The organism is Amycolatopsis sp. NPDC051102 (assembly GCF_040682815.1).
Taxonomy (GTDB): domain Bacteria; phylum Actinomycetota; class Actinomycetes; order Mycobacteriales; family Pseudonocardiaceae; genus Amycolatopsis.
Map to the genome: position 1 here is coordinate 161,184 of NZ_JBFBBT010000003.1, position 26,774 is coordinate 187,957.

Genomic DNA, 26,774 nt, shown 5'->3' on the forward strand with positions numbered 1-26,774 from the left:
GTCGAAGCCGATCACTGTGCTGCACGTCCGGGTGAGTCTTCTTCGCTCGTCCGGGTGAGGTCCCACGCCAGCAACGCGACGTACAGCGAGAGCATCGTCTCCGGTTCCTCCAGCCGTACGCCCAGGACCTGCTCGATCCGGGCGAGCTGCTGGTAGTACGCCGTCCTCGACGTGTGGGCCGCCGCGGCCGCCGCCGACTTGTTGCCGCCCTGCTCGCAATAGTGCCGCAGCGCCTGGACGAGCCGGCTGCCCGAGGCCGCGTCCCGCTGCAGCAGCGGCCCGAGCTCGCGCGCCGCGAACGCCGTCACCCGCTCGTCGCCGGAGAGCAGGTGCAGCAGGCCGCGGAGGCGGACGTCGGACAGCCGGTGCACCACCCGGTCCGCGCCCGTCCCCAGCGCCGCCGCCGCGACCTGCCCGGCCTCCAGCAGCGTCCGGCGCGCTTCGGCCGGCGACGTCACCGTCGTGCCGACCGCCAGCACGCCCGGCGCGCTGCCGCGGGCCTCGTGGACGTCGGTGGCGAGGCGGTGCAGCACCGCGTCGGCGTTCGCCTCCGGCGACAGCGCGATCAGCGCCCGCACGCCGAGGTCGTCCGTCCCGACCAGCGCTGACACCTTCGCGCGGCGCGCCGCCAGCACCGTCGCCTCGGCCAGTTCGCGCAGCACCGGCGGCGTCGACAGCGCGGGCCGCGACGTGCCGGTCAGCCGCGGGCGGACCGCCAGCCCGACCAGCTGCCGCCCGGTCAGCGGCACGGCCAGTGCCGACGCGCGGGCCAGCAGCTCCGCCGACGGCGCCGGCGACGCCAGCAGCTCGGCGAGCAGCGCGCGGTGGGCCTGGCGTTCGAGACCGTCGGTGTCCTTGGCGACCAGCCGGTGCACGGCCAGCGCGGACGCGGCCCGCTCGGCGACCACCCGGTGGCGGTGCGGCGGCGGGTCGGCGCAGACGACGATCAGCCGGCCCCAGTCGTGCCCGCGCGCGCCGACCACGGTCACCAGCCAGCCCGAACCCGGGTGGTAGCCGGTCCGCTCGCCGACCTGGACCACCCGCGACCGGGCCGGCCAGCCGGCGAGCAGCTCGGCCGGGTCGGTGCCGGCCGCGTCGTAGGCGAGGACCTCGTGCGACAGCGTCTCCAGCACCACCGGCTGCTCGGTGAGCCGGGCGACCTCGCCCAGGACGACGCCGGGTTCCGCGCCCGCGACCGTCAGCGCGGTGAACGTCTCGTGCACGCGCTCGGCCGCGCGCAGCTCGGCGACCTGGGCGTCGACGATCTGGCCGTTGACTGCTTCGGTGACGCTCACGAACCGCGTCTCGCGCGAGAGGGTGACCAGCGGCAGGCCGTGCTCCTCGGCCGCTTCGACCAGGGCGGCGGGCAGCCGGTCGCTCCAGTGCCGGACCAGCTCGACCACCACCCCGGCGGCGCCGACGCCGGCCAGGTCGGCGACGTACCGGGCCAGCGCCGGGCCGTCGTCGGGCAGCGCGACGCCGGTGGTCAGCACGAGCTCGCCGCCGCGCAGCAGGTGCGCGATGTCGGCGACCTCGGCGACGTGCGCCCAGCGCACCGGCGCGTCCAGGCCGGCGGCGCCGGCGACGACGTGCGGGCGGCCGTGGCGCAGCACCGGCAGCGCGAGGACCTCGGCGACGGTCGGGTACATGGCTCCTCGGCGTGTGTTCGGCAGGGACAGACTGTACGGCCGGGACGGCGAGTCCGTACACGTTGTCGATGGCGTTGGCGTGGCGCCCGCCCGGAGACTCTGGGGGACGTCGCCGGATCGAAGGAGCCTGCCGTGACCGACCGCATCAGCCACTGGATCGACGGCAAGCCGTTCGGCGGGACCGCCGCGCGCTCCGGCGAGGTCTTCGACCCGGCCACCGGCGAGGTCCGGGCGCACGTCGACTTCGCCGGCGACGCCGAGGTCGAAGCCGCCGTCGCCGCGGCCAAGGCGGCGCTGCCGGGCTGGCGCGGGACGTCGCTGGCCGGGCGGACGCGGGTGCTGTTCGCCTTCCGCGAGCTGCTGTCCGCGCGCAAGCACGAGCTGGCGAAGATCATCACGAGCGAGCACGGCAAGGTCGAGTCCGACGCGGCGGGCGAGATCGCCCGCGCGATCGAGAACGTCGAGTTCGCCTGCGGCGCCGCCCAGATGTTGAAGGGCGGATTCAGCGAGAACGCGTCCACCGGCGTCGACGTCTATTCGATCGCCCAGCCGCTCGGGGTGGTCGGCGTGATCTCGCCGTTCAACTTCCCGGCCATGGTGCCGCTCTGGTTCGTGCCCAACGCGCTGGCCTGTGGGAACACCGTCGTGCTCAAGCCGAGCGAGAAGGACCCGTCGGCGGCGGTGTTCATCGCGGAGCTGTTCGCCGAGGCCGGGCTGCCCGCGGGCGCGCTCAACGTGCTGCACGGCGACAAGGCCGCGGTCGACGGGCTCCTGACGCACACGTGCGTCAAGGCGATCTCGTTCGTCGGGTCGACGCCGATCGCGCGGTACGTCTACGAAACCGGCACCCGGCACGGCAAGCGCGTCCAGGCCCTCGGCGGGGCGAAGAACCACATGGTGGTGCTGCCGGACGCCGACCTCGACCTCGCCGCCGACGCCGCGGTGTCGGCCGGCTTCGGCTCGGCGGGGGAGCGGTGCATGGCGGTGTCGGTGGTCGTGGCCGTCGACCCGGTCGGGGACGCCCTCGTGGCGAAGATCACCGAGCGGATGTCCCGGCTGCGCGTCGGCGACGGCCGCGACCCCGAGTCGGAGATGGGTCCGCTGGTCACCGCGGCCCACCACGCGCGGGTCGAGTCCTATGTGGACGCCGGGGTGTCCGCGGGCGCGTCACTGGTGGTGGACGGCCGGGGGATCGAGGTACCCGGGGACGGCTACTGGCTCGGCCCGACGCTGTTCGACCACGTCCGCCCGGAGATGTCGATCTACACCGACGAGATCTTCGGCCCGGTGCTGTCGGTGGCCCGCGCGGCTTCCTACGACGACGCGCTGGAGCTGATCAACGCCAACCCCTACGGCAACGGCACGGCCATCTTCACCGGCGACGGCGCGGCCGCGCGGAAGTTCCAGAACGAGGTCGAGGTGGGCATGGTCGGGGTGAACGTCCCGATCCCGGTGCCGGTGGGCTACTACTCGTTCGGCGGCTGGAAGGACTCGCTGTTCGGCGACAGCCACGCCTACGGCCCGGAAGGGTTCCACTTCTTCACCCGCACGAAGGTCGTGACGTCGCGGTGGCCGGACCGCTCGCACGCGGGGGTCAACCTGGGCTTCCCGCGGAACTCCTGAGCGCGGCCCGGCTCGCCTCGTCCGCGGGCCGGCCGATCATCACCCGCTGATCCGTGTCCTGGAGAGGCAGGAGCACTTCGAAGTCCACCGCGAGGACGCCGGCCGCGGGATGGCGCAGCACCTTGCTCCCGCGGCCGGTGGCCTTGACGTCCCGCTCGGCCCACAGCCGCGCGAATTCGGAGTCCCGGGTGCATTCGGCGATGAGGCCGAGCAACGCCGGGTCATCCGGATGGGCGGCCCACGCGGCGCGCAGGTGGGCGACACCTTCCCGGAGGACGCGTTCGCGATCGACGTAGGACTCGCGGATCTCCGGATGCCGCAGGCACAACCACATCGCGTTGCGCTGCGACGGCCGCAGGGTGCCGAAGTCCACGAGCAGTCCCGCCATTTCGCCGTTCCAGGCCAGGATGTCGTAGCGGTGGTTCATCACCATGGCCGGCAGCGGCGACAGATCGGCGACCAGCCGGGCCAGTGACGGCACCGCGGTGGTCGCCGGCTCGACGGCGTCGTCCGGGCGCTGCCGGGTCAGGTCGAAGAAGTAGGTGCGCTCGGCGGGGGTCAGGCGCAGGGCGCGGGACAGGGCCGCCACCACGTCCGACGACGGCCTCAGCCCACGCCCCTGCTCCAGCCGCACGACGTAGTCGATGCTGACGCCGGCCAGTTCGGCGACCTCTTCGCGGCGCAGCCCCGGCGTCCGCCGGGCTTGCCGGCGAGCGGGCAACCCGAAGTCGCCCGGGTCCAGGCGCTCACGCCGGGTGCGCAGGAACGCGGCCAGCTCCTCGGTCGGGGTGATCATGCCCGGTTCAACCGCCGGAGGTAGGACTCGTGTTCCCAGGAAGCCGTCTCCCTTACCCCCGGTCCGCGGTGATCGCAGGCTGGTGCTCGACGGATCACGAGCACAGGAGGACCCGATGTCCCTCACCCTCGACACCTACCGGCTGCTGGGCCGCTCCGGGCTGCGGGTTTCCCCGCTGGCCCTGGGGACGGCGACCTTCGGCACCGAGTGGGGCTGGGGCGCGGAGAAGGAGGAGGCGCGCAAGCTGTTCGACACCTACGTCGAGCGCGGCGGCAACTTCGTCGACACCGCGAACACCTACACCGACGGCAGTGCCGAGCGCCTGCTCGGCGAGTTCGCGCGCGGGCGCCGCGAGAGCCTGGTGCTGGCGACGAAGTATTCGACGCTGCGCACGCCCGGTGACCCGAATTCCGGGGGCCCGCACCGGAAGAGCCTCTTCGCCTCGGTGGAGGCCAGCCTGCGGCAGCTGGAGACGGACTACCTCGACCTGCTCTACCTGCACGTGTGGGACTTCACGACGCCGGTGGAGGAGATCCTGCGCGGCCTCGACGACCTGGTCCGCCAGGGCAAGGTCCTGTACGTGGCGATGTCGAACGTCCCGGCGTGGGAGGTCTCGCGCATGCAGGCGATCGCCGAGCTGCGCGGCTGGTCGCCGCTGGTCGCGCTGCAGATCGAATACAACCTGATCAACCGGGCCGGCGAGCGTGACCTGATCCCGATGGCCCGTGCGCTCGGGCTCGGGGTGATCCCGTACTCGCCGCTGGCGGGCGGCCTGCTCACCGGCAAGTACGGCCGCGCCGACCTGACCGCGGGGGAGGCCGGGACCCGCAAGAGCTTCAACGCCGGGCTGGGCATGGTGACCGAACGGAACCTCGCGATCGCCGAGGTGGTGAAGCAGGTCGCCGCCGAGCTGGACCGCACGCCCGCGCAGGTCGGGCTGGCCTGGACGCTGCGGAACCCGGCGGTGACGTCGCCGATCATCGGCGCTCGCACTCCCGGGCAGCTCGAGGACAACCTGGGTGCGCTGGAGGTCGCCTTCACGGCGTCGCAGCTGGCCCGCATCGAAGAGGCGGCCGCGATCGAACTCGGCTATCCGCACGACGTGCTCGCCAGTGACCACATCCGCACGGTGACCCGCGGCGACCTGCTGATCGAAGCTCGCCGCTGACCGCCGGTCGTGAGTGGTAAGGCGAGTTAGAACTCGCGTTACCACTCACGAGGGCCACGGCAGACCGCTCAGGCGGGCAGGACGTTGATCAGCCGCTTGCTCCGGGGCGCGACGAGCACGGTGTTGTTCCGGTCGGGCTGGATCCGCTCGCGGAGCTTCCGCTCCAGCGGGTAGGTCCGGCCGCCGGCGCGGAGGCTGAACGACTCCAGGCTCTTGAAGCCCTCCGGGCTGTGGTGCAGGCCGATCGGGTACTCGTCGGTGAGACGAGCGGTGCCGAAGTCGTGCGTCCAGCCCGTGACCGCGACCAGCCGGCCGCCGAAGGCGTCGGCGAGGCGGCGCCAGCAGACGAACGCGAACCAGCCGGTGATCGCCAGGAGCGGGACCACGGTGCCCAGCATTTCGCCCGCGGTCTCCGCCACGAGGGCGAGACCCACCGTGGCCACGAGCCCGGCGACGACGAGGACCGCTGCCACCCAGAAGTTCAGGTCGAGCAGCGCGCCGCGCTGCGCGGGGTGGAGCCGGCCGTTGCGGTTGGCCAGCTCCACCTCGGGCCGGTCATTCACTCGCCCTCGCCTTCGGGGTGTTCCTTCTCGTAGGCCTCCTGGGCCTCGTGGTAGCGGTCGTACTGCTCGTTCTCCTGCCGGCGGCCCTCGGTCGCCACGCCGATGGTGTCGGCGGTGTTCCAGTGCACCTTCTCGTCCGGGTCGAGGACCTTGTGCTGGTTCAGGACGCTGCGGCCCTCCTCGGAGTACTGGCCCGGACCTTCGAGCTTCTCGCGGCCCGGCACGTGCTCCTTGGCGGCGTCGCTCCAGCCCTTCGCCGTCTCTTCGGCGGACTTCGCCTCCCGGCCCGCCTGCTTGAGCTCGTCGGCCTTCCGCTCGATGCTCGCGGCCGTGTCGACGCTCTTGTCCACGATCCGGTCGGCCGCCTTGCCCGCCTTCTTCAGCGCGTTCGCCGCTCCTTCGAGGGCCGCCTTCGACTTGCCCGCGCCCTTGGCCAGGCCCTCCAGCTTCTCGACGATCTTCGCGATGCGCGTGCTGATCTTCTCCGCCAGCACCCCGCCCTCGATCACCGTGTCGGCGATGAACGCGGCGATCGTGCCGCCGAAGGTGCACCACGATGCCGCCAGCGCGGCCAGCGCCTTGACGATCAGCTCGCCGACGAACGACGAGATCATGTCGCGGATCAGCCCGCGCTCGGTGCCGACCAGCGCCGCGCCGACGTTCATCGCCGTCGACGCGCCTTCGGCGTGGGACGCGGCGCCGCGCAGGACGCCGACGTAACTCTCCGCCGTCCGCTGGTAGGCGTCCGCGGACGCGCAGTCGCTGAACGACTGCTGGACGTTCTTCGCCTTCCGCTCGTAGCTCTCGGCCGTCTCGGTGAGCTGCTTCGCGATGTTCGTCCAGGTCACGGCCTTGGCGGTGATCGCTTCGGGCTTGCCGGCGAGCTTGTCGAGGCCGTCCTTGAGGAAGCTGATGTGCTCGATCAGCCAGCCGACGCCCGCGCTCGCCAGGGTGCCGAGCGGGTCCATCGCCGCGCCGAGCAGGTCGAGGGCGTCGGTGCCGACGTCCATCGCGAGGTTGCCCCAGTCGCCGTTGCGGGCGTCGGTGAGCGTGGAAGCGGCGTCGCTGAAGATGCCCGCGCCGCCGGTCTGCGCGTTGAGGTTGTCCAGCTCGCCCTTCGAGCCGTCACCCATGCCGCTCCAGAAGCCGTTGGCCGGCTCGGCCGTGGCGACCAGGGAGTTCTCCGTCATGCCGGCAGCTCCTTGCCGATGCCCTCGATGAGGCACTTCGTCGTGTGTTCGTGTTCGCGGAACGCCGTGTGCGCGGCCTTCACCCGGTCGGCGACGTCGTGACCGGCCTCGACCGCCGCGGAGAGGAAGCCGTCGGCCGTGGTCAGCCAGGCCTGGATCGGCACCGCGAAGACCTGCCCGACCAGCCCGAACGCGTCGAAGTCGAGAGCCTGCGCGGTGCCGGCGGCGTCGAGCGCCTGCTGGACCTTGGCGGCGATCTCGCGGATCTCGTCCTCGTGGCCGCCGAGCGCGTCGAAGTCGACCCTCATCGCCATCAGAGTCCCCGGCGCAGGATCGGGCTGCCGAAGTCGTCGTCGGACGGCGGTTTCCGGCGCGGTTCTTCCGCGGGTTCCTCGGGCGCGGGAATCTGTTCCTTGAGGAATTCCATCGCCTCGCTGCGCTCGCCGATCACCGGCGCCATGATGCCGGTCAGCTGCTGCGCCGCGTCGACCTGCGCCCGCCGCGCGGTGGCCAGGACGGCCTGGGCCAGCCGGGTCCGCGGCAGCTCGTCGGCGCGCGGGCCGAAGGTGAGTTCCTGCAGCGCACCGGCGGTGTTGACGGTGACGGTGACGGCCCCGTCGGCGCTCGTGGCGGTCGCCGAGACACGCTCGAGCCGCGCCTTCGCCTCGGCCGCGCGCCGGGCGATTTCGGGCATACCGGCCGAAGCCGGATCAAAACTGTTCACGGCGACCTCGTCAGTCGGGGAAGGATGCGGGGATCAGAGGGAGCAAACCGGTTTTCGGTTCCCCTTTCAAGCGGGAAAATCTGCTGCAGAACAATGCATGGGGTTCGGTTTGCGTGCCCTTTACCCGGCGCGCTCGGCCCGTGTTGAGCGCGACCGGCTCAGGCTTCCGTAAACTCGGATCGAGCAGCGAGCGAGGTAGGTGAGGAACCGGTGGCCAACGCGGAGGAACGCCGCTTCGACGTGCTGCGCGCGATCGTGGCCGACTACGTGTCCAACCAGGAACCCGTCGGGTCCAAGGCGATCGTCGAGCGGCACAACCTGGGTGTGTCGAGCGCCACCGTGCGCAACGACATGGCGACGCTCGAAGAAGAGGGCTACATCACCCAGCCGCACACCAGTGCCGGCCGCGTGCCGACCGACAAGGGCTACCGCCTCTTCGTCGACCGGCTCTCCGAGATCAAGCCGCTGAGCGCGGCCGAGCGCCGCGCCATCACCACCTTCCTCGACAGCGGCACCGACCTCGACGACGTCCTCAAGCGCTCGGTCCGGCTGCTCGCGCAGCTGACCCGGCAGGTCGCCGTCGTCCAGTACCCGATGCTGACCAACGCCAAGGTGCGGCACCTCGAAGTGGTCCCGCTCACCCCGGCGCGGCTGATGCTGGTGCTGATCACCGACAACGGCCGCGTCGACCAGCGCACCGTCGACCTCGGCGACGTCGTCACCGAAGAGGACGTCGCCCGGCTGCGCAGCGTGCTCAACTCGGCCATGGCCGGACGGCGGCTCAACGACGCCGCGGCGCGCGTCGCCGAGCTGCCCGACAAGTCGCCCGGCGAGCTGCGGGACGCGCTCATCCGCGTCACCACGGTGCTGGTCGAGTCGCTGGCCGAGCACCCCGAAGAACGCCTGGTGCTCGGCGGTACCGCCAACCTCACGCGCAACGTCGCCGACTTCCCCGGCTCGCTGCGCCAGGTCCTGGAGGCGCTCGAGGAACAGGTCGTCGTGCTCAAGCTGCTGGCCGCCGCGCGCAACCCCGGTGCGATCACCGTGCGCATCGGTGAGGAAAATGAAGACGAGCAGATGCGCAGCACCTCGGTCGTCTCGATCGGCTACGGCCGCGACGACGTGGTGCTCGGCGGCATGGGGGTGGTCGGCCCGACCCGGATGGACTACCCCGGCACGATCGCCGCGGTGCGGGCGGTCGCCAACTACGTGGGGCAGATCCTGGCCGGCCGCTGAGCCGGGCAGAGCAGAAGGAGAAGCAGAGACGGTGGCGAGGGACTACTACGGCATCCTCGGGGTGGCCAAGAACGCGAGCGATCAGGAGATCAAGCGCGCGTACCGGAAGCTGGCCCGGGAGCTGCACCCCGACGTCAACCCGTCGGACGACGCTCAGCACAAGTTCGCCGAGGTCACGACGGCCTACGAGGTGCTGTCCGACCCGCAGAAGCGCAAGATCGTCGACCTCGGCGGCGACCCGATGGACGGCGGCGCGCGCGGCGGCGGTGGCGGCGACCCGTTCGCCGGCTTCGGCGGCCTCGGCGACATCATGGACGCCTTCTTCGGCGCGGCCGGCGGTGGCGGCGGGCGCGGGCGCGGCCCGCGCAGCCGCGTCCAGCCCGGCTCCGACGCGCTGATCCGGCTCGGCCTCACCCTCGAGGAGTGCGCCACCGGCGTCGACAAGGAGATCGCCGTCGACACGGCGATCGTCTGCGACCTCTGCCGCGGTGCCGGCACCAGCGAGGGCACCTCGGTCAAGACCTGCGACACCTGCGGCGGCGCCGGCGAGGTCCAGTCCGTCCAGCGGTCGTTCCTCGGCCAGGTCGTCACCGCCCGGCCCTGCCCGGTCTGCCGCGGCTTCGGCGAGGTCATCCCCGACCCCTGCCGCCAGTGCGGCGGCGACGGCCGCATCCGCGCCCGCCGCAACGTCACCGCGAAGATCCCGCCGGGCGTCGGCGACGGCATGCGCATCCGGCTGTCCGGCCAGGGCGAGGTCGGCCCCGGCGGCGGCCCGGCCGGCGACCTGTACGTCGAGATCGACGAGACCCCGCACGAGGTCTTCGTCCGGCAGGGCCACGACCTGCACTGCAACTTCCGGATCCCGATGACCACGGCCGCGCTCGGCGCCACGGTGCCGATCTCGACCCTCGTCGACGGCGACTACGAACTCGACGTCGAACCGGGCACCCAGCCCAACGCCGAGCTCGTCCTCACCGGCAAGGGCATGCCGCGGCTGCGGTCCTCCGGCCGCGTCGACGGCCGCGGCGACCTGCACGTCCACATCGACGTCGTGGTCCCGACCAAGCTCGACGACGCCCAGCGCGAGCTGCTGGTCGAGCTCGCGCAGCAGCGCGGCGAAGAGGTCCCGACACTGGCGTCCAACGGCACCAAGCACGGCGGGCTGTTCTCCAAGCTCCGCGCCAAGAACCACCGCTGACCGTGCCCGACACCACCCTGCCGGTCTTCCTCGCCGCGTCGGTGCCGGCCTCGGGCCGCGCACTGCTCGACGGCGAGGAAGCCCGGCACGCGGCGACGGTCCGCCGCCTGCGCGCCGGCGAGCGGCTGGTCCTGTCCGACGGCGCCGGCGCGATGGCGCGCTGCGTCGTCGAGTCCGTGCAGGCCGGGCGTGACCCGCTGCTGGCCTTGACGGTCGAATCGTTCTGGACCGAGGAGCCGCCCGCGTTGCGCGTGCTGGTCGCGCAGGCCCTGGCGAAGGGGGACCGCGGCGAGCTCGCCGTCGAACTCGCCACCGAAGCCGGGGTCGACGCGATCGTCCCGTGGCGGGCGGCCCGCAGCGTCGCCAAGTGGGAGGACGGCGGCCGCGGCGACAAAGCCCTCGCCCGCTGGCGCGCCACGGCCCGCGCCGCCGCCAAACAGGCCCGCCGCGCGCACGTCCCGGACGTCACCGAGCCGGTGACCACGGCCGAACTCGCCGGCCTCGTGGCCACGATGTCCCTGGCGATCGTGCTGGAATCCGACGTCCCGGACCGGCTCACCGACCTCCCGCTGCCCGACACCGGGGACATCCTGCTGGTCGTCGGGCCCGAGGGCGGCGTCACGGACGACGAACTCCGCACACTGCGAGACGTGGGAGCGCGAGCGGTGCGCCTCGGGACGACGGTCCTGCGGACGTCGACGGCCGCCGCCGTGGCACTGGGCGCCCTGGGAGCCCTGACGACCCGGTGGAGCTGAAAGATCACCTAAAAAAGACCCCCTGATTTTGCGCCCAGTTATGGCGCGATCACACTCCGACCCGTTACTCTCGTTTACTAACGCGCCACACACTGTTTCGGCGCGCACTGGGAAGACACACGGACCCCGCCGGGCACCTCCCCCCTCGGTCCGGCGGCCGCCGCGGTTGCGGTAGATCGACCCCCAGGGTCTACCGCGCCGCGGCATCTTCTCTCGCTTCGCTCCTTCAGATGCCGCTTTGCGTTCGTTGTGTTTTCTGGGGGTCAAACCCCCAGACCCCCAGCCGGGGCTAGCCCCGGACCCCCGCGGCTTCCGCTTCGGTTGCGTTGGGTGGGGCGTGTTGCGTGGGGCGTGTTGCGTGGCTCGGTGGGCTTCGGGCTTCTTGCTTCCCCTGGTCGATAGGGTGCTCGCATGAGCGATTCTGAGGCTGAGACCCTGTTCGAACGGATCGTTGGTGGGGAGATCCCTGCTGATGTCGTCTATCAGGATGCGACCACCTTTGCCTTTCGGGATGTTCGGCCGCAGGCTCGGGTTCATGTGCTCGTTGTGCCTCGGAAGCGGTACCGGAACGTTGGGGAGCTTGCTGCTGCTGATCCGCAGCTGCTGGCTGATGTGGTTGCCGCTGCCCGGAAGGTTGCTGAGGTCGAGGGGATCCTCGAGAGCGGGTACCGGGTTGTTTTCAACACCGATGGGGATGCCGGGCAGACCGTCTTCCACGTGCACGCCCACGTTCTCGGCGGGGAGCCGCTCGGGCTGTTCGGGGCTCCGGACGAGGACTAGGGAAACCGGCCTGCGTTCTGTCGGTGGGTGCCAGTAGCATCGGTGGGGTCCGTAGTCCCTCACCGAGAAAGCAGGCCTGAGGCCACGTGGCCGGAACCGTACCGGGTGGAGCCGCCCGACCCGACGTCCCCGGAGACGTCGCCAAGGCCGAGGATGCCGCCGTTCAGGCCGCGCAGTCCCGGTTCCCCATCCCCGACGCTGCCGCTCTCAGCCTGCTGGGCTCCCGCGATGAGAACCTGCGTGTCGCCGAGGAGCTCCTCGCCGCGGACGTGCACGTGCGCGGCAACGAAGTCACCCTGACCGGCACGCCGGCCGACGTCGCGTTCGCCGAACGCGTCTTCGCCGAGCTCGTGCAGCTCGCCACCGGCGGGCAGCAGGTCGGGCCCGACACCGTGCGCCGCACCGTCGGCATGCTCTCCACCGGCGACGCCTCGCCGGCCGAGGTGCTCAGCCTCAACATCGTCTCCCGCCGCGGGAAGACCATCCGGCCCAAGACGCTGAACCAGAAGCGCTACGTCGACGCCATCGACAAGCACACCGTCGTCTTCGGCATCGGCCCCGCCGGCACCGGCAAGACGTACCTGGCCATGGCCAAGGCCGTCCAGGCGCTGCAGGCCAAGCAGGTCACCCGGATCGTGCTGACCCGCCCGGCCGTCGAGGCCGGCGAGCGGCTCGGGTACCTGCCCGGCACCCTCAACGAGAAGATCGACCCCTACCTGCGGCCGCTCTACGACGCGCTGCACGACATGGTCGAACCGGAGTCGATCCCGCGGCTCATGCAGGCCGGCACCATCGAGATCGCGCCGCTGGCCTACATGCGCGGCCGCACGCTGAACGACGCCTTCATCATCCTCGACGAGGCCCAGAACACCACGCCCGAGCAGATGAAGATGTTCCTCACCCGGCTCGGCTTCGGGTCCAAGATCGTCGTCACCGGCGACATCACCCAGGTCGACCTGCCCAGCGGGCAGCGCAGCGGCCTGCGCGTCGTCCGGGACATCCTCACCGGCGTCGAGGACCTCCACTTCGCCGAGCTCACCAGCCAGGACGTCATCCGGCACCGGCTCGTCGCGAGCATCGTCGACGCCTACGAGAAGTGGCAGGCCGTGCAGGACGCCCAGCAGAACGACGGCTGGAAGGGCAACCGGCGTTGAGCATCGAAATCGCCAACGAGTCCGGCGTCGACGTCGACGAGACGTCCATCGTCTCGGCCGCCCGCTACGCCCTCGACAAGATGGAGGTCAGCCCGCTCGCCGAGCTGTCCATCCTGCTCGTCACCCTCGACGTGATGGAAGACCTCCACGAACGCTGGATGGACCTCCCGGGCCCCACCGACGTCATGGCCTTCCCCATGGACGAGCTCGACTCCTCCCGCCGCCCCGACGCGCCCGACGCGTCGCCGGCGCTGCTCGGGGACATCGTGCTCTGCCCGGCCTTCGCCAAAGACCAGGCCAAGACCGCGGGCCACGGCCTGATCGACGAGCTGCACCTGCTCACCGTGCACGGCGTGCTCCACCTCCTCGGCTACGACCACGCCGAACCCGCCGAGGAACGCGAGATGTTCGCCCTCCAGAAGCGCATCCTCGGCGAGTACCAGGACGCCGTCGCCGCCCTGGAGAAGCGGGACGCCCAGCGCAGCACCGACGACCGCGTCCTCGGCATCGCCGGGCTCGAGCCCCCCGCCGTCCCCGCCGAGCCACCCGCCGGGGAAACGCCCTAGGCGTCAGCCATGTCCCAGCTCATCTTCGCGATCGCGCTCGTCCTCCTGGCCGGCGTGTTCGCGGCGGCCGACGCGGCCGTCAGCACCGTGTCGCAAGCCCGGGCCGAGGGCCTCGCCCGGCTCGGGCTGCCCGGCGCCCGCCACCTCGCCGCCGTCGTCGCCGAACGCCGCCGGCACATCAACCTGCTGCTCCTGCTCCGCCTCGGCTGCGAGCTCACCGCCACCGTGCTCGTCACGGTGTTCGTGGGCACCCGCCTGGCGCCGCTCGGCCTGGCCGTGCTGGTCGCCGCCGTCGTCATGGTCGTGGTCAGCTACGTCCTCATCGGCGTCGGCCCCCGCACCCTCGGCCGCCAGCACCCGTACCGCATCGGCCGGTACGTCGCCGGGCCCGTCCGCGTCCTCGGCTCGGTCCTCGGCCCGCTGTCCCGGCTGCTCATCCTCATCGGTAACGCCATCACCCCCGGCCAGGGCTTTCGCGAAGGCCCGTTCACCTCCGAGGTCGAGCTGCGCGAGCTCGTCGACCTGGCCCAGGAACGCGGCGTCGTCGAGGACTCCGAACGCGAGATGATCCACTCGGTGTTCGAGCTGGGCGACACCGTCGCGCGCGAGGTGATGGTGCCGCGCACCGAGATCGTCTGGATCGAGCGCACCAAGACCGTCCGCCAGGCCCTCGCCCTCGCGCTGCGCACCGGGTTCACCCGGCTGCCGGTGATCGACGAGTCCGTCGACGACATCGTCGGCGTCGTCAACATCAAGGACCTGATGACCGGCTACCTCGACCCCGACGGGCCGAGCACGGTCGTCGGCTCCGTGATGAACCCGGCGTCGTTCGTCCCCGACTCCAAGCGGCTCGACGAGCTGCTCAAGGAGATGCAGCGCTCGCACAACCACATGGCGATCGCCGTCGACGAGTACGGCGGCACGGCGGGCCTGCTCACCATCGAAGACGTCCTCGAGGAGATCGTCGGCGAGATCACCGACGAGTCCGACGCCGACGAGCGCCCGGAGGTCGAGGAGCTCGACGACGGCGCCGTCCGGGTCTCGTCCCGGATGGGCATCGACGACCTGGGCGAACTGTTCGGCATCGACCTCGAAGACCACGACGTGGAGACCGTGGGCGGGCTGCTCGCGGAACGACTGGGTAGGGTCCCGCTGCCGGGGGCCGAAGCCGAGGTCGCCGGCCTTCGGCTGTTCGCCGAAGGGGGCAAGGACCGGCGCGGGCGCATGCGGATCACCTCCGTGGTCGTCCACCCGGCCGACGCCGAAGCGATGACGGACCCCGTCGACCGGACGCGCCGCCGCACCCGCCTGCCCCACACCGACGAACGCGACAGGAGCGTCGAACATGCCTGACCTCGAGGCGGAGGACCAGAAGCTGGTCGTCCTCGCCCGGTCCTCGCGCGCCCGCATCCAGGCCCCCGAAGGCGCCGCGGTCCGCGACACCGACGGCCGCACCTACGCGGCGGGCACGGTCGACCAGCCGTCGTTCAAGCTCACCGCCCTGCAGGCCGCGGTCGCCGCGGCGCTGTCCAGCGGCGCCGAAGGCATCGAAGCGGCCGCCGTCGTCAGCGAAGAGGGACTGCTCAAGGGCGCGTCCGTGCACGCCGTGCGTGACATCGCGAAGTACGCGCCGATCATCCTCGCCGCCCCCGACGGCACGGTGCTCGAGGTGCGCGAGCGATGACCGAGCACCGTTCCGGCTTCGCCTGCTTCGTCGGCCGGCCCAACGCCGGCAAGTCGACGCTGACCAACGCCCTCGTCGGCACCAAGGTCGCGATCACCTCCAGCAAGCCGCAGACGACCCGGCACGCGATCCGCGGCATCGTCCACCGCGAGGACGCCCAGCTCGTCCTGATCGACACGCCGGGCCTGCACCGCCCGCGCACCCTGCTCGGCGAGCGGCTCAACGACATCGTGCACACGACGTGGTCCGAAGTGGACGTCGTCGGCTTCTGCGTGCCGGCGAACGAGAAGATCGGGCCTGGCGACAAGTTCATCGCCGCCGAGCTGCAGAAGATCGCCAAGCGAACGCCCGTGCTCGGCATCGTCACCAAGACCGACCTCGTCCAGCCCCAGCAGGTCGCCGAGCAGCTGCTCGCGCTGCAGGAGGTGATGGACTTCGCCGAGCTGATCCCGGTGTCCGCAGTGGACGGATTCCAGGTGGACGCGCTCGCCGACCTGCTCGTCGGCAAGCTGCCCGAAGGGCCGCAGCTCTACCCCGGTGGCGAGCTCACCGACGAGCCCGAGCAGACCCTGGTCGCCGAGCTGATCCGCGAGGCGGCGCTGGAAGGCGTCCGCGACGAGCTGCCGCACTCGATCGCCGTCACCGTCGAGGAAATGCTGCCTCGCGAAGGCCGCGACGACCTCATCGACGTGCACGCGTTCCTGTTCGTGGAACGGCCCAGCCAGAAGGGGATCATCCTGGGGCACAAGGGCGAACGGCTGCGCGAGGTCGGTGCCGCCGCCCGCAAGAACATCGAGGCGCTGCTCGGCTCGAAGGTCTACCTCGACCTGCACATCAAGGTAGCCAAGGAGTGGCAGCGCGACCCCCGTCAGTTACGCCGGCTGGGCTTCTGACCGGCGCTTTCGCCGTGCCGGCGAGGATCAGCGGAATTCCTGGTCTCGATTCGGTCGCGGCGGGACGAATCATCGGACGCGCGGCCACGCCGCCCCCTACAGTCGCGGCTTCGACCACACCGCGCCCGGTCGGGGCGGGCCGCGGATCCGGTGGTCGTCTGTGGAGCACGACGAAGGGGAACAACCGATCATGACCGACAGCCAGGGCATGCCCAACTACCCCGGCGACCAGCCGCACCAGCCCGGCGGGCAGCCGAACTACCCCGGCGGGCAGCCGGGTGGCTACCAGCCGGGCCCGCCCCCGAGCAACTACCTCGTGTGGGCGATCCTCACCACGATCCTCTGCTGCCTCCCGTTCGGCATCGTGTCGATCGTGCAGGCCACCAAGGTGAACGGTCTGTGGGCGCAGGGCCAGACCGCGGCCGCGCAGCAGGCCGCCGACGCGGCCAAGAAGTGGGCGATCATCGCCGCGATCGTCGGTGTCGTGCTCAACGTGCTGTGGATCATCCTGCTGGTCGCGGGCGCGTTCACGTTCAACACGGTGCCGTCGCGATACTGACGTAGCCGAGCAGCAGGAGGATTCCGGTGACCGACCAGTACCCGCCGCCGTACCCGCCCCCGGGCGGACCGCCACCCGGCTACGGCTATGGCTATGGCTACCCGCCGAACTACGGGCCGCCGCCGGACAACAACATGGTGTGGGCGATCCTGAGCACCGTGCTGTGCTGCCTGCCCCTGGGCGTGGTCGCGATCGTCAAGGCCAGCCAGGTGCAGTCGCTGTGGTTCCAGGGTTTCCACGCCGAGGCGCAGAAGGCCGCGGCCGACGCCCGCAAGTGGGCGATGTGGTCGGCCATCTCGGTCGGGATCCTCCTGCTGCTCTACATCGTCGTCTTCGTCGTCATCCTGGGCATCGGCGTCTCGTCGATGGGAGTGCGGTAGTGACGGCTCCGACCGTCTACACCGGAATCCCCGCCCGGGGGGCGAAGGAAAAGCTGCGAGCGCTCGCCCCGCCGCTGGCCGTCGTCGCCGGGCTCGGCGTGTGCAGCGTGGCGGTCTGGGTCGGCGACCCGACCACCCCCGGCGGGTTCCTGCCCCTGTGCCCGACCAAGGCGCTGCTGGGCATCGACTGCCCGGGCTGCGGCGGCATGCGGATGGCGTACAGCCTGATGCACGGGAACATCCCGGCGGCCCTGCACTACAACGCCGTGTCGTTCGTCTTCGTGTTCCTCTTCGTGTGGAGCATGGCGGCGTGGACGCTCGGGCGGTTGCGCGGCCGCGCGATGAACAGCTGGCTGCACTGGCGGTGGACGCCGCTGGTGTTTTCCGTCGTGTTCGTCGTCTGGTTCGTCGTCCGCAACCTGCCGTTCGCGCCGTTCACCGGCCTGCGCGTCTGATTTCCGGCGCGCGGGAACCGGGACGCCGGGGCCGGACGCGAACCGAGTACGCTCCCGCGGACCACGCCGTACGTCCGGGGTGGTTCCGCACGGGGCGTGCGGCGGAGTGACCAGCGAGGGGGAGACCCAATGACCGATCCCTACGGTCAGCAATCCTTCGGGCAGCAGCCCGGTGGCCAGCAGCCGTTCGGGCAGCCGCAGCCGGGGCAGCCGCCGTACGGGCAGCCCACGCCCTACGGCCAGCCGGCCCCCTACGGACAGCCCGGGCCGTACGGCCAGCAGGGCAACCCCTTCGGGCCGCCGCGGAACTACGCGGCCTGGGGACAGCGCGCCCTCGGCGCGCTCATCGACTTCGGGCCCGTCGTCCTGCTGTACGCGATCATCATCCCGCTGTCGTTCAGCGGGAACGGCGGTTCGATGCTGAGCCTGCTCGTCGCGCTCGCCTGGATCGGCTGGTCCGTCTACAACCGGTGGATCCAGCAGGGCAACACCGGTCAGTCGCTCGGCAAGCGCGTCGCCAAGATCAAGCTGGTCCGCGAGGACACCGGGCAGCCGATCGGCGCCGGCATGGCGTTCGTGCGCGATCTCGCCCACTTCGTCGACAACATCATCTGCTACGTCGGCTGGCTGTGGCCGCTCTGGGACGACAAGAGCCAGACCCTCGCCGACAAGATCATCGGCACCGTGGTGGTCAACGCCGACGACGCGGCCGCGCGGTTCGCCCCGCAGAGCGCGCAGTCGTTCGCCGGCGGCTTCCCGCCCCCGGGCCAGCCGGGCCAGTTCGGCCAGCCGCCGTCCGGTGGGTTCCCGCAGCAGCCCGGCTCCGGTGGGTTCCCGCAGCAGCCGCAGTCCGGCGGGTTCGAGCAGCAGCCCGCGCCGGGCGGCTTCGGCCAGCCGCAGCCAGGCGGGTTCGGCCAGCCGCCGTCCGCCGGCGGTTTCGGGGCCCAGCCCCCGCAGCCGGGCGGGTTCGGGCAGCAGCCCGCGCCGGGTGGCTTCGGCCAGCCGCAGCCGGGCGGCGCGTTCGACGAGCAGGCCGAGCGCACCCAGATGCTGCGCCCGGGCTCCGGCAGCGGCCCCGCGTTCGACGAGCAGGCCGAGCGGACGCAGATGCTGCGCCCCGATGCCCCCGGCGAACCCGAAGCGACCCAGAAGATCCAGCCCGGTCAGTTCGGCCAGCCGCCGAACGAGCAGCGCTGACCGGCTTTCCCGCACCACCGCCGGGATCTCCCGGCGGGATTCACGAACAGTTGGGGTAGAACGTCATGACCAATCCCTACGGCCAGCAGCAGCCCTACGGCCAGCAGCCGCAGCAGCCCGGCTACGGCCCGCCGTCCGGCGGCGTGCCCGCGCCCTACGGCCAGCCGGCGCCGTACGGGCAGCCCGCGCCGTATGGGCAGCCGGCGCCGTACGGCCAGCCGCCCACCGGTGGCTTCGGTGCGCCCGGCTACGGCGCCCCGGGGTACGGCGGCATGCCCGGTGGTGGCGACATCAACCAGATCAAGGACTACAAGGGCTGGGCGATCGCCTCGCTCTTCCTCGGCGGCATCATCCTCGGGATCTTCGCCATCATGAAGTCCAACGAGGTCGGCACGTACAAGATGCAGGGCAACTACATGATGGCGGAGCAGGCGTCGCGGACGACCAAGACGCTCTGCCTGGTCTCCTCGATCCTGGGCGGCTTCAGCTGCGTCCTGGTGCTGTTCGCGTTCCTCATCCCGTTGATCGCCTACGGCGTCTCCTGAAAACTGCCGCCGCCGGTTCCGCGGGGCGCTCCACCCCGGCATCACCCCGAAGTGGGACGATGTCGGGGTGGTGAACCTCTACCGCGACACCGGGGTGGTGTTGCGCACGCACAAGCTGGGTGAAGCCGACCGGATCGTCACCCTGCTGACCCGGCGGCACGGCAAGGTCCGCGCCGTCGCGAAGGGTGTGCGGCGCACCTCGTCGCGGTTCGGGGCCCGGCTGGAGCCGTTCGGCCACGTCGACGTGCAGTTCTACACCGGGCGGACGCTCGACGTGATCACCCAGGTCGAGACCGTCGACGCCTTCCAGCTGCCGCTGGTCGCCGACTACCAGAGCTACACCGCGGCCAGCGCGATCGCCGAAACCGCGGACCGGCTCTCGGCCGAAGAGGGCGAGCCGGTGCTCAAGCTGTACCTGCTCGTCGTCGGCGCCCTGCGGGCCCTGGCCGAGGGGCAGCGGGACTCGTCCCTGGTGCTCGACGCGTTCTTCCTCCGCGCGATGTCCTACGCCGGCTGGGCGCCCGCGCTCACCGAATGCGCCCGCTGCGGCCTGCCCGGCCCGCACACGGCGTTCAGCGTCGCCGCGGGCGGCTCGATGTGCTCCGACTGCCGCATCCCCGGCTGTGTGCACCCGGCGCCCGAGGTCCTGGACCTGCTCACCGCCCTCCTGCACGGCGAATGGCCGCTGGCCGAGTCGACCCTGCCCGGCACCCGCCGCGACGCGAGCGGCCTGGTCGCGGCCCACCTGCAGTGGCACCTGGAGCGGCAGCTGCGGTCGCTGCCCCTGGTCGAGCGACGCGCCCGGGAGACGGTGAAATCCGGCGCCGCCCCCCGAGCCGGGGGCTCAGCCGCCCGGACCCCCGAAGGACAATCGGTGTCCGGGCAGTAGGGTCGGGCCTGATCGGTTCACCCATCCAGGGAGGCTCGCAGTGCTGCGCAGGGGACGCGAGAACAAGGCGTCGCGATACGAGCTGCGGGCCCCGGATCCGCACCCGTCGGGCGCGAAGCCACCGGAAATCCCGCGCGAGCTGGTGCCCAAGCACGTCGCGCTGGTCATGGACGGCAACGGCCGCTGGGCCAACCAGCGCGGCCTGCCGCGGATCGAGGGCCACAAGCGCGGCGAAGCGGTGATGATCGACGTCGCCAGCGGGGCCGTGGAGCTGGGCGTCAAGTGGCTCTCCGTGTACGCCTTCTCGACCGAGAACTGGAAGCGCAGCCCCGAAGAGGTGCGGTTCCTGATGGGCTTCAACCGCGACACCATCCGCCGCCAGGTCGACTACCTCGGCTCGATCGGCGTGCGCATCCGGTGGGCCGGGCGGCGGCCGAAGCTGTGGGCGTCGGTGATCAAGGAGCTGCAGGCGGCCGAGGAGAAGACCAAGCACAACACGGCCCTGAACATGACCATGTGCGTCAACTACGGTGGCCGCGCCGAGCTGGGCGACGCCATGCAGCGGATCGCGCAGGACGTCGCCGACGGCAAGCTGAACCCGGACAAGGTCAACGAGAAGACCATCGGGAAGTACCTGTACCAGCCGGACATGCCGGACGTGGACCTGTTCCTGCGGCCCTCGGGCGAGCAGCGGACGTCGAACTTCCTGCTGTGGCAGTCGGCCTACGCCGAGATGGTCTACCAGGACACGCTGTTCCCGGACTTCGACCGGACCCACCTGTGGCGGGCCTGCCTGGAGTTCGCGAAGCGGGATCGCCGCTTCGGCGGCGCGGTCGACCAGGCGGCTTCTTCGTGAGCGCCGCGGAAGCGGTCGAAACCGGGGAGCTGCTGACGCGGGCCCGGGAGGCCCTGGAGCGCTACCTCGAGGTGCACGTCGACGACGACGGCGCGCTGACGTTCTCCCACGGCGGCGTGCCGTGCGTGATCCAGGCGACCCGGCTCGGCGAGGGCCTCACCGTGCTCACCCTGACCTGTGTGGTCGGCTGGGACCTGGCGGACGCGCCGGAGCTGTCGATCGCCGTCGCCGAGCGGGCGGGGCAGGGGCTGTTCGGGACGCTCGGGATCGGGCATTCGGACAACGGCGTCGACGTGACGCTGCGGTACGCGTTCCCGGCGGCCGGTCTCGACGAAGCGGCGCTCGGGACGTTGCTGATGCTGGTCGTGTCGACGGCGTCGCAGCTGCGGACCGATCTGCCCGGAATCGTCCCCGGCGACTGACCCGTCCGGGGTGGATTTTCGCCGCGAACGGAGATCCGGGTACCGAAACCGACCGTGATCCTCCGTTCGCGGCCCGTGCGGGTCCCGGAGTGTCGGACGGCCCTGGCATCATCGCCGTCGTGAACATCGTTTCCGACACCGAGGCCGAGCCCGGCCGGCGCACGCGCCGGTTCCGGATCAGCTCGGTCGAAGTGCTGTGCGCGATCCTGCTGATCGCGGTCCTCGCGCAGAGCCGGCTGCAGCAGGTGTTCGACGTGCCCGCGCTGCGCACCGGCTCGACCGTGTTCGTCGCCGTCTGCGTGCAGGCGTTGCCGTTCCTGGTGCTGGGCGTGCTGATCAGCGGGGCCATCGCCGCGTTCGTGCCCGCCCGCGTGCTGGAGAAGGTGCTGCCCCGCCGGGCCGGCGCGGCCGTCGGCGTCGCCGGGCTGGCCGGGGTCGCGCTGCCGGGCTGCGAATGCGCTTCGGTGCCGGTGGCCCGGCGGCTGATGGGACAGGGCGTGGCCCCGGCCGCGGCGCTGACGTTCCTGCTGGCGGCGCCGGCGGTGAACCCGGTGGTGCTGGTGGCCACCGCGGTCGCGTTCCCCGGCCGGCCGGAGATGGTGGTGGCGCGGTTCGCAGGCTCGCTCGCCACCGCGATGGCGATGGGCTGGCTGTGGGCCCGCTGGGGCAAGCTCGAGTGGATCGCTTCGCACGCGCTCCGGCGTCTGCCGGAGGTGGCGGGCGGGCAGCGGTGGCGGGTGTTCGCCGAGACCGCGCGCACGGATCTGGTCGAGGCGGGCGGTTTCCTGGTGCTGGGGGCGTTGATTTCGTCGGCGCTGAACGTGCTGGTGCCGGCGAAGTGGTTCGGGGTGCTGGGCGGCCAGCTCGTGCTGGGCGTGGTCGTGATGGCGGTGCTCGCGGTGGTGCTGGCGCTGTGCAGCGAGGCGGACGCGTTCGTAGCGGCGTCGCTGACGGCGTTGCCGCTGCTGCCGAAGCTGGTGTTCCTGGTCGTCGGGCCGGCGATCGACGTCAAGCTGTTCGCGTTGCAGGCGGGCACGTTCGGGCGGTCGTTCGCGGTGCGGTTCGCGCCGGCGACGTTCGTGGTGGCGGTGGCCTGCGCGCTCGGCGCCGGATTCCTGGTGGGGGTCGCGTGAAACGGGAGACCCAGAACGTCCTGCTGATCCTGCTCGGCGGGGCGCTGGTCAAGATCGCGGTCAACGGCGACTACCTGCGGTACGTCAAGCCGGCGCAGCAGCCGTGGATCATCGCCGGGGGCGCGGTGATGGTGCTGCTGGGCGCGGTGGCGATCGTCCGCGACCTCGTGGCGGCGCGGGCGTCCCACGACCACGACGGCCACTCGCACTCGGCGCGTCCGGCGTGGCTGCTGCTGGTGCCGGTGCTGGCGGTGTTCCTGGTCGCGCCACCGGCCCTGGGCGCGGACTCGGTGATCCGCACCGAGGCCCGCGTCCCGGCGAGCGCGGCGGCGGCCAACGCGGCGGCGTTCCCCCCGCTGCCGGCGGGAACCGTGGTGCCGCTGTCGGTGAACGAGTTCGTCAGCCGCGCGGGCTGGGACGCGGCGGGCACGCTCAACGGCCGCACGGTCTCGCTGACGGGCTTCGTCGTGCACACGGAAGGCCGGACGCTGCTGGCCCGCCTGGTGATCAGCTGCTGCGCGGCGGACGCGTTCCCGGTGACGGTCCGCCTCCGCGGCGGCGAAGCCGACCACCTGGCGAGCGACGCCTGGATCCAGGTGACGGGCCAGGTGGTCCCGGGCACGGCCACCAAGGCGACGAGCTACACCCCGGACTTCACCCCGGCCTCCCTGACCACCGTCCCGACCCCCAAGGACCCTTACGAGTACTGACACTCGCGTACCCAGCCGGTCGGTCCGGTCCGCGTAGTCTTGGCCCGGTGAGGATCACGGGGGTGGCCGGGCTGTTCGTGCTGTGCTCGGTGTCGCTGGTGGCGTGCGCGCCGGGCGATACGGAGACCGACCGGGTGGCCAAGCGGGTGGCCGAGGCGATCGGTTCGCCGCCGCAGAACTCGGCGGCCGGGTATGCGCGCAAGGCACTGGAAACCAACTTCGGCCGCGGGCCGAACTTCGCGGTGCTCGAACTGCGTGACACGCCTTCGGACGACCTGGAGGCCACGACGGTGCACCTGGTCTTCCGGGTGCACCACGACGGTTCCCAGGACGAATGGTTCCCGCAGAAACCCGTGACGGCCTGCTACGACGTCGGCTACAACTTCCGTGGTCTGGTGGAGGAGCCGAGCCGGCGGGACTGTCCGGCGGGGGCGACGCCGGTGAACCCGCCGCCGATCCCGCGGTGGGACGTGCCGGAGGGCTTCGATCCGGCGCTGCAGTCCGTGCTCACCGGGCTGCCTGCCGCGGCCACCGAGAACGACGTACGCGCCGCGCTTGCGCGCTCCATACCGGCGCCGCGGGCGTTCAACCCCGACACGCAGACCGCTGATCGGGCACCGCTGCAGGACATCGCGCTGCGCGGGACCGATGTCGGCGTTGCCTACCGGGCAGGCGACCGGTCGACCGGGGGGATCGACTGCCTGCTGGGCTCACGGGTGAACGGGGCCACGCTCGTCTGGCGTCCCTCCTGGGCGCAGGTCCAGCCCGGCGAGCTCACCTGCACGGGGCAGACCGCGTTGGACCGGCAGGGAACCACCCCGCCGCACTAGTGCTCGGCGCAGGTGCCGGTGATCTCCACCGTGTGGGAGATCTCCGAAAAGCCGTGCTCCGCCGCGATCTTCTCCGCCCAGCGCTCGACCGCCGGGCCCTCGACCTCGACCGTGCGGCCGCACAGGCGGCACACCAGGTGATGGTGGTGGTGCGCGGAACACCGGCGGTAGATCGCCTCGCCGGAGTCCGTGCGCAGGACGTCGATCTCGCCGGCCTCCGACAGGGACTGCAGGGTGCGGTACACCGTCGTCAGGCCGATGCCGTCGCCGCGTTTGCGCAGCTCGTCGTGCAGTTCCTGGGCGGAGCGGAAGTCGTCGATCGTGCTCAGCAGCTCGACGACCGCGGCCCGCTGCCGGGTCGATCGGCGCCCGGGCACCGGGGCCTGGCTGCGCGACGCGGCGGGGTTCATCACTTTCCTTCCTGCACGTGGGCGACGGCGTCGACCACGATGTGCGCCAGGTGGTCGTCGGCGAGGCGGTAGACGACCTCGCGGCCGCGGCGCTCGCCCTGCACCACCCCGGCCGTCTTCAGCACCCGCAGGTGCTGGCTGATCAGCGGCTGCGCGACGTCGAGGGCGTCCACCAGCTCGTGCACGCACCGGTCGGCCGCGCGCAGCTGCAGCACGATCGCGATCCTCACCGGCGCCGCCAGCGCGCGCAGCAGGTCACCCGCGTCGGAAAGGACCGACGGCGCGGGGTGCGCCGGCGCCTCGGGGGACTCCGGCGTGCACTCCGCGAGCCCCGGCCGGCCGCCACTCCCGGTCACCGTCGCCATTCCCGCCTCCAGCACGCTCGTCCGCCACCTGCGACCATGAATTCCGTAGTCATTGCCGATAACGGCGCCGCCCATCCTAGTGTTCCCCCGGTCGTGACCTCCGCCTCGGCGCCGAGCTGCGGGGTACGGCCGGTCGTATTACCCCATCCGGGTGAGTTCGTGGGATATTGGCTCTTCGGCTTCGCAAGCCGTGGCCGACGGTGCAAGGTTGTCGCGGAGCGTTTCGTCGCTTCTCGGATGCCGACGAGCCGCCCGAGCAGAGCAGTGGGGAGACATGAGGCGTTTCGTGACGAGGGCGGCCGCGCTGACGGCGGTGGTGTTCCCCCTGGCCGGCGTGGGTGTCGCCGAGGCGCAGAGCCAGGCCGTCGACGAAAAGACCGGCCCGGTTTCGTTCGCGAACATCGCCTCGGTGCGGATCGGGGCCGAAGGCCAGCACGGCGGCGCCCTGATCACCGAAACGCAACGGTCGCCGCTGCTGCCCGGGCAGTCGAAGCTCGGTGCGGACCGCGTCTCGGTGCCCAAGGACGATGGCGAGCGCGCCACCTTCGGCGGGCACTACCAGATCGACCTCGGCCGTTACAGCGCGTCACAGAACCCGTATCCGCCGGGCGTCTCGAGCCGGGACCACAACGTCTTCGCCGCGCTGCAGGCGACCAATGTCCCCAATGCCGTCGCGGAGACGAATTACGCGCTGCGCGACAACTGGCAGGGCGGCGCCCGGCCGGTCGACAACACCGTGCTCGTCCTGGAAGGCGCCAAGACCTCGGTCGACTGCACCGGCCCGGCGAAACTTTCCTCGGCGAGTTCGGTGACGCGGCTGTGGGTGCGCCAGGCCGGCGGCGGCCTCGGCATCGTCCCGATGCCCGGCGGCAACGCCGGCCTGCAGCTGACGAACCTGCGGCTCGGCCCGCCCGGCGACATCACGAACGCCGACCCGGCGACGACGGTCTCCGACCTCAAGCTGACCCGGGTGGCCACGTTCGACCAGCTGATCCGCCAGGACGGCTGGCGCGGGGGCGACTTCACCGCCGTCGCCGGCTGGCGGGCCGAGATCACCACCCACGTCAAGGACGCCCAGGGCACCGCGCTGCAGGACGTGCGGACCACCATCGTCCTCGGCGGGGTCAGCTGCTCGGTGCCGAAGGGCTTCGTCGCGAAGACCGCCGGTCCCGCCGGCGGCGCGACCGCCACGCAGGCCCCCGTGCCGACCCAGGTCCCGGCCGGTTACCTGGGCGCGGCCGCGCCCGCCACGGACGGGGACAGCTCCCGCGTCCCGCTCGGCCTCGGCCTGCTCTTCGGCGGGGTGTTCTTCGCCGCGGTCGCCCTGCTGCTCGGCCGGCGGCGCCGGACCGGGACGGACTAGGTGCTGCGCACGGCGCTGGCCGCCGTCTCGGCGGCGCTGGCCGTGGCCGCCTTCGCGGCCGGGATCATCGTGCTGACCTGGCTCCCGCCGGCCACCACGTCACTGGCCGCCGCCCCGCCGCCCGGTGCGCTGCCGGGAGAGGACGCGGCCCCGGCCGTGCTGCCGGCGGACAGCGAGTCGGCCGCGCAGCAGCGGCCGGGCACGGTCCGCCTGCCCGGCGGCGCCACCGCGCGCCTGGTCCGCACCGAACTCACCGGCACCGGTGTGCTGCCGATCCCGCGCGGCCTCGGCGACGCCGCCTGGTGGGGCGCCAAGCTGGGCGCGGCCCGCGGGGCGGCGCTGCTGTCCGGGCACGTGAACTGGGAAGGGCGGCGCGGGCCGTTCGACGAGCTGTGGCGGATGCGCCAGGGCGACGAGGTCAGCGTCGTCGACGCCCGCGGCGGCCGGTGGGTCTACCGCGTGGACGACGTCGTCACGGTCCCGAAGGAGCTCCTCCCGGACCAGGCCGCCCGCTGGTTCGGGCAGGACGGCCCGCACCGGCTGGTGCTGGTGACCTGCGGCGGGGACTACGTCGGCGGCACCGAGGGCTACGACGAGAACCGCCTGGTCACGGCCCGGCTGGTGACGCGCCCCACCGGCTGATCGGGTTCGCTGCAACCTCCGGTGCCCTTCGCGGCATGC

The 26,774-nt window shown here is 71.9% G+C and carries 32 protein-coding genes; 24 read left to right on the forward strand and 8 right to left on the reverse strand.

Annotation, left to right across the window (positions count from 1 at the left end; all coding sequences use genetic code 11):
* Positions 1 to 11 precede the first annotated feature (11 nt).
* Positions 12 to 1,649 (reverse strand): PucR family transcriptional regulator ligand-binding domain-containing protein, encoded by a 1,638-nt coding sequence (locus tag AB0M93_RS11100; RefSeq protein ID WP_364271106.1) that lies wholly within the window; start codon positions 1,647 to 1,649, stop codon positions 12 to 14.
* Between the two features lie 132 nt (positions 1,650 to 1,781).
* On the opposite strand from AB0M93_RS11100, the gene AB0M93_RS11105 reads away from it, so the two are divergent.
* Positions 1,782 to 3,272 carry a CoA-acylating methylmalonate-semialdehyde dehydrogenase gene (locus AB0M93_RS11105; RefSeq protein ID WP_364271109.1) on the forward strand — a complete coding sequence of 497 codons (1,491 nt, stop codon included), beginning with the start codon at positions 1,782 to 1,784 and terminating at the stop codon, positions 3,270 to 3,272.
* Here AB0M93_RS11105 and AB0M93_RS11110 read toward each other — a convergent pair.
* Positions 3,244 to 4,068: a helix-turn-helix transcriptional regulator gene (locus AB0M93_RS11110; protein ID WP_364271112.1), complete on the reverse strand. Its 825-nt coding sequence runs from the start codon at positions 4,066 to 4,068 to the stop codon at positions 3,244 to 3,246. The genes AB0M93_RS11105 and AB0M93_RS11110 overlap by 29 nt on opposite strands.
* Positions 4,069 to 4,183: 115 nt before the next feature.
* On the opposite strand from AB0M93_RS11110, the gene AB0M93_RS11115 reads away from it, so the two are divergent.
* Positions 4,184 to 5,236, forward strand: a complete 1,053-nt coding sequence (locus AB0M93_RS11115) for an aldo/keto reductase (RefSeq protein ID WP_364271118.1) — start codon at positions 4,184 to 4,186, stop codon at positions 5,234 to 5,236.
* A 68-nt stretch (positions 5,237 to 5,304) separates the two neighbouring features.
* Here the strand turns inward: AB0M93_RS11115 and AB0M93_RS11120 are convergent, their stop codons facing one another.
* Genes AB0M93_RS11120 through AB0M93_RS11135 form a run of 4 tightly spaced genes read right to left on the reverse strand, consistent with a single transcriptional unit; the run spans position 5,305 to position 7,713 of the window.
* The gene (locus tag AB0M93_RS11120) at positions 5,305 to 5,799 is read right to left on the reverse strand and encodes a hypothetical protein (protein ID WP_364271121.1); all 495 of its coding nucleotides are present in this window, start codon (positions 5,797 to 5,799) and stop codon (positions 5,305 to 5,307) included.
* Positions 5,796 to 6,989: a hypothetical protein gene (locus AB0M93_RS11125; RefSeq protein ID WP_364271124.1), complete on the reverse strand. Its 1,194-nt coding sequence runs from the start codon at positions 6,987 to 6,989 to the stop codon at positions 5,796 to 5,798. Before AB0M93_RS11125 ends, AB0M93_RS11120 begins: the two co-directional genes overlap by 4 nt.
* Positions 6,986 to 7,297 (reverse strand): type VII secretion target, encoded by a 312-nt coding sequence (locus AB0M93_RS11130; protein ID WP_364271127.1) that lies wholly within the window; start codon positions 7,295 to 7,297, stop codon positions 6,986 to 6,988. The genes AB0M93_RS11125 and AB0M93_RS11130 overlap by 4 nt, the downstream gene beginning before the upstream one ends.
* Positions 7,298 to 7,302: 5 nt before the next feature.
* Complete coding sequence (locus AB0M93_RS11135; RefSeq protein ID WP_364271130.1) at positions 7,303 to 7,713, reverse strand: YbaB/EbfC family nucleoid-associated protein; 411 nt, start codon at positions 7,711 to 7,713, stop codon at positions 7,303 to 7,305.
* 210 nt (positions 7,714 to 7,923) lie between these two features.
* Between AB0M93_RS11135 and hrcA the strand changes: the two genes are divergently transcribed.
* From hrcA to AB0M93_RS11235, 20 genes are all read left to right on the forward strand, one after another.
* A complete protein-coding gene (gene hrcA, locus AB0M93_RS11140; RefSeq protein ID WP_364271133.1) occupies positions 7,924 to 8,949 on the forward strand; it encodes a heat-inducible transcriptional repressor HrcA in 1,026 nt (341 codons plus the stop codon).
* Between the two features lie 31 nt (positions 8,950 to 8,980).
* A complete protein-coding gene (dnaJ, locus tag AB0M93_RS11145) occupies positions 8,981 to 10,147 on the forward strand; it encodes a molecular chaperone DnaJ (protein WP_364271135.1) in 1,167 nt (388 codons plus the stop codon).
* A 2-nt stretch (positions 10,148 to 10,149) separates the two neighbouring features.
* The gene (locus tag AB0M93_RS11150) at positions 10,150 to 10,902 is read left to right on the forward strand and encodes a 16S rRNA (uracil(1498)-N(3))-methyltransferase (RefSeq protein WP_364271138.1); all 753 of its coding nucleotides are present in this window, start codon (positions 10,150 to 10,152) and stop codon (positions 10,900 to 10,902) included.
* Between the two features lie 411 nt (positions 10,903 to 11,313).
* Positions 11,314 to 11,682, forward strand: coding sequence for a histidine triad nucleotide-binding protein (locus AB0M93_RS11155; protein WP_364271141.1), 369 nt, complete (start codon positions 11,314 to 11,316; stop codon positions 11,680 to 11,682).
* Between the two features lie 86 nt (positions 11,683 to 11,768).
* Complete coding sequence (locus AB0M93_RS11160; protein ID WP_364271143.1) at positions 11,769 to 12,836, forward strand: PhoH family protein; 1,068 nt, start codon at positions 11,769 to 11,771, stop codon at positions 12,834 to 12,836.
* Positions 12,833 to 13,402 (forward strand): rRNA maturation RNase YbeY, encoded by a 570-nt coding sequence (gene ybeY, locus AB0M93_RS11165; protein ID WP_364271145.1) that lies wholly within the window; start codon positions 12,833 to 12,835, stop codon positions 13,400 to 13,402. Before AB0M93_RS11160 ends, ybeY begins: the two co-directional genes overlap by 4 nt.
* Before the next feature lie 9 nt (positions 13,403 to 13,411).
* Entirely contained in the window at positions 13,412 to 14,755 is a 1,344-nt protein-coding gene (locus AB0M93_RS11170; RefSeq protein ID WP_364271148.1) for a hemolysin family protein, read from the forward strand.
* Positions 14,748 to 15,086 carry a hypothetical protein gene (locus AB0M93_RS11175; RefSeq protein ID WP_013228397.1) on the forward strand — a complete coding sequence of 113 codons (339 nt, stop codon included), beginning with the start codon at positions 14,748 to 14,750 and terminating at the stop codon, positions 15,084 to 15,086. The genes AB0M93_RS11170 and AB0M93_RS11175 overlap by 8 nt, the downstream gene beginning before the upstream one ends.
* A complete protein-coding gene (gene era, locus AB0M93_RS11180; protein ID WP_364008863.1) occupies positions 15,083 to 15,979 on the forward strand; it encodes a GTPase Era in 897 nt (298 codons plus the stop codon). Before AB0M93_RS11175 ends, era begins: the two co-directional genes overlap by 4 nt.
* 190 nt (positions 15,980 to 16,169) lie before the next feature.
* Positions 16,170 to 16,538, forward strand: a complete 369-nt coding sequence (locus AB0M93_RS11185; protein ID WP_364271151.1) for a CD225/dispanin family protein — start codon at positions 16,170 to 16,172, stop codon at positions 16,536 to 16,538.
* 26 nt (positions 16,539 to 16,564) lie between these two features.
* On the forward strand, positions 16,565 to 16,918 hold the full coding sequence (locus AB0M93_RS11190) for a CD225/dispanin family protein (protein ID WP_364271153.1): 354 nt from the start codon (positions 16,565 to 16,567) through the stop codon (positions 16,916 to 16,918).
* Complete coding sequence (locus tag AB0M93_RS11195) at positions 16,918 to 17,373, forward strand: DUF2752 domain-containing protein (RefSeq protein ID WP_364271155.1); 456 nt, start codon at positions 16,918 to 16,920, stop codon at positions 17,371 to 17,373. The genes AB0M93_RS11190 and AB0M93_RS11195 overlap by 1 nt, the downstream gene beginning before the upstream one ends.
* 129 nt (positions 17,374 to 17,502) lie before the next feature.
* Positions 17,503 to 18,570 (forward strand): RDD family protein, encoded by a 1,068-nt coding sequence (locus AB0M93_RS11200; RefSeq protein WP_364271158.1) that lies wholly within the window; start codon positions 17,503 to 17,505, stop codon positions 18,568 to 18,570.
* Between the two features lie 65 nt (positions 18,571 to 18,635).
* Positions 18,636 to 19,115 carry a CD225/dispanin family protein gene (locus AB0M93_RS11205; protein ID WP_364271161.1) on the forward strand — a complete coding sequence of 160 codons (480 nt, stop codon included), beginning with the start codon at positions 18,636 to 18,638 and terminating at the stop codon, positions 19,113 to 19,115.
* 67 nt (positions 19,116 to 19,182) lie between these two features.
* Positions 19,183 to 20,004, forward strand: a complete 822-nt coding sequence (gene recO / locus AB0M93_RS11210; protein ID WP_364271164.1) for a DNA repair protein RecO — start codon at positions 19,183 to 19,185, stop codon at positions 20,002 to 20,004.
* Positions 20,005 to 20,044: 40 nt separating this feature from the next.
* Entirely contained in the window at positions 20,045 to 20,860 is an 816-nt protein-coding gene (locus tag AB0M93_RS11215; RefSeq protein WP_364271167.1) for an isoprenyl transferase, read from the forward strand.
* Positions 20,857 to 21,282 carry a YbjN domain-containing protein gene (locus AB0M93_RS11220; RefSeq protein ID WP_364271170.1) on the forward strand — a complete coding sequence of 142 codons (426 nt, stop codon included), beginning with the start codon at positions 20,857 to 20,859 and terminating at the stop codon, positions 21,280 to 21,282. Before AB0M93_RS11215 ends, AB0M93_RS11220 begins: the two co-directional genes overlap by 4 nt.
* A 119-nt stretch (positions 21,283 to 21,401) precedes the next feature.
* Positions 21,402 to 22,415 carry a permease gene (locus AB0M93_RS11225; protein WP_364271173.1) on the forward strand — a complete coding sequence of 338 codons (1,014 nt, stop codon included), beginning with the start codon at positions 21,402 to 21,404 and terminating at the stop codon, positions 22,413 to 22,415.
* Positions 22,412 to 23,125 (forward strand): TIGR03943 family protein, encoded by a 714-nt coding sequence (locus tag AB0M93_RS11230; RefSeq protein WP_364271176.1) that lies wholly within the window; start codon positions 22,412 to 22,414, stop codon positions 23,123 to 23,125. The genes AB0M93_RS11225 and AB0M93_RS11230 overlap by 4 nt, the downstream gene beginning before the upstream one ends.
* Before the next feature lie 47 nt (positions 23,126 to 23,172).
* Complete coding sequence (locus AB0M93_RS11235; protein WP_364271179.1) at positions 23,173 to 23,955, forward strand: hypothetical protein; 783 nt, start codon at positions 23,173 to 23,175, stop codon at positions 23,953 to 23,955.
* On the opposite strand, the gene AB0M93_RS11240 is transcribed toward AB0M93_RS11235, so the two are convergent.
* Together AB0M93_RS11240 and AB0M93_RS11245 are read right to left on the reverse strand one after the other, a co-directional pair.
* The gene (locus AB0M93_RS11240) at positions 23,952 to 24,365 is read right to left on the reverse strand and encodes a Fur family transcriptional regulator (protein WP_354808946.1); all 414 of its coding nucleotides are present in this window, start codon (positions 24,363 to 24,365) and stop codon (positions 23,952 to 23,954) included. The genes AB0M93_RS11235 and AB0M93_RS11240 overlap by 4 nt on opposite strands.
* Positions 24,365 to 24,730 carry a metalloregulator ArsR/SmtB family transcription factor gene (locus tag AB0M93_RS11245; protein ID WP_364271182.1) on the reverse strand — a complete coding sequence of 122 codons (366 nt, stop codon included), beginning with the start codon at positions 24,728 to 24,730 and terminating at the stop codon, positions 24,365 to 24,367. The genes AB0M93_RS11240 and AB0M93_RS11245 overlap by 1 nt, the downstream gene beginning before the upstream one ends.
* Before the next feature lie 274 nt (positions 24,731 to 25,004).
* Between AB0M93_RS11245 and AB0M93_RS11250 the strand changes: the two genes are divergently transcribed.
* Positions 25,005 to 26,093: a hypothetical protein gene (locus AB0M93_RS11250; protein ID WP_364271185.1), complete on the forward strand. Its 1,089-nt coding sequence runs from the start codon at positions 25,005 to 25,007 to the stop codon at positions 26,091 to 26,093.
* Positions 26,094 to 26,735 carry a class F sortase gene (locus AB0M93_RS11255; RefSeq protein WP_364271188.1) on the forward strand — a complete coding sequence of 214 codons (642 nt, stop codon included), beginning with the start codon at positions 26,094 to 26,096 and terminating at the stop codon, positions 26,733 to 26,735.
* Positions 26,736 to 26,774 lie beyond the last annotated feature (39 nt).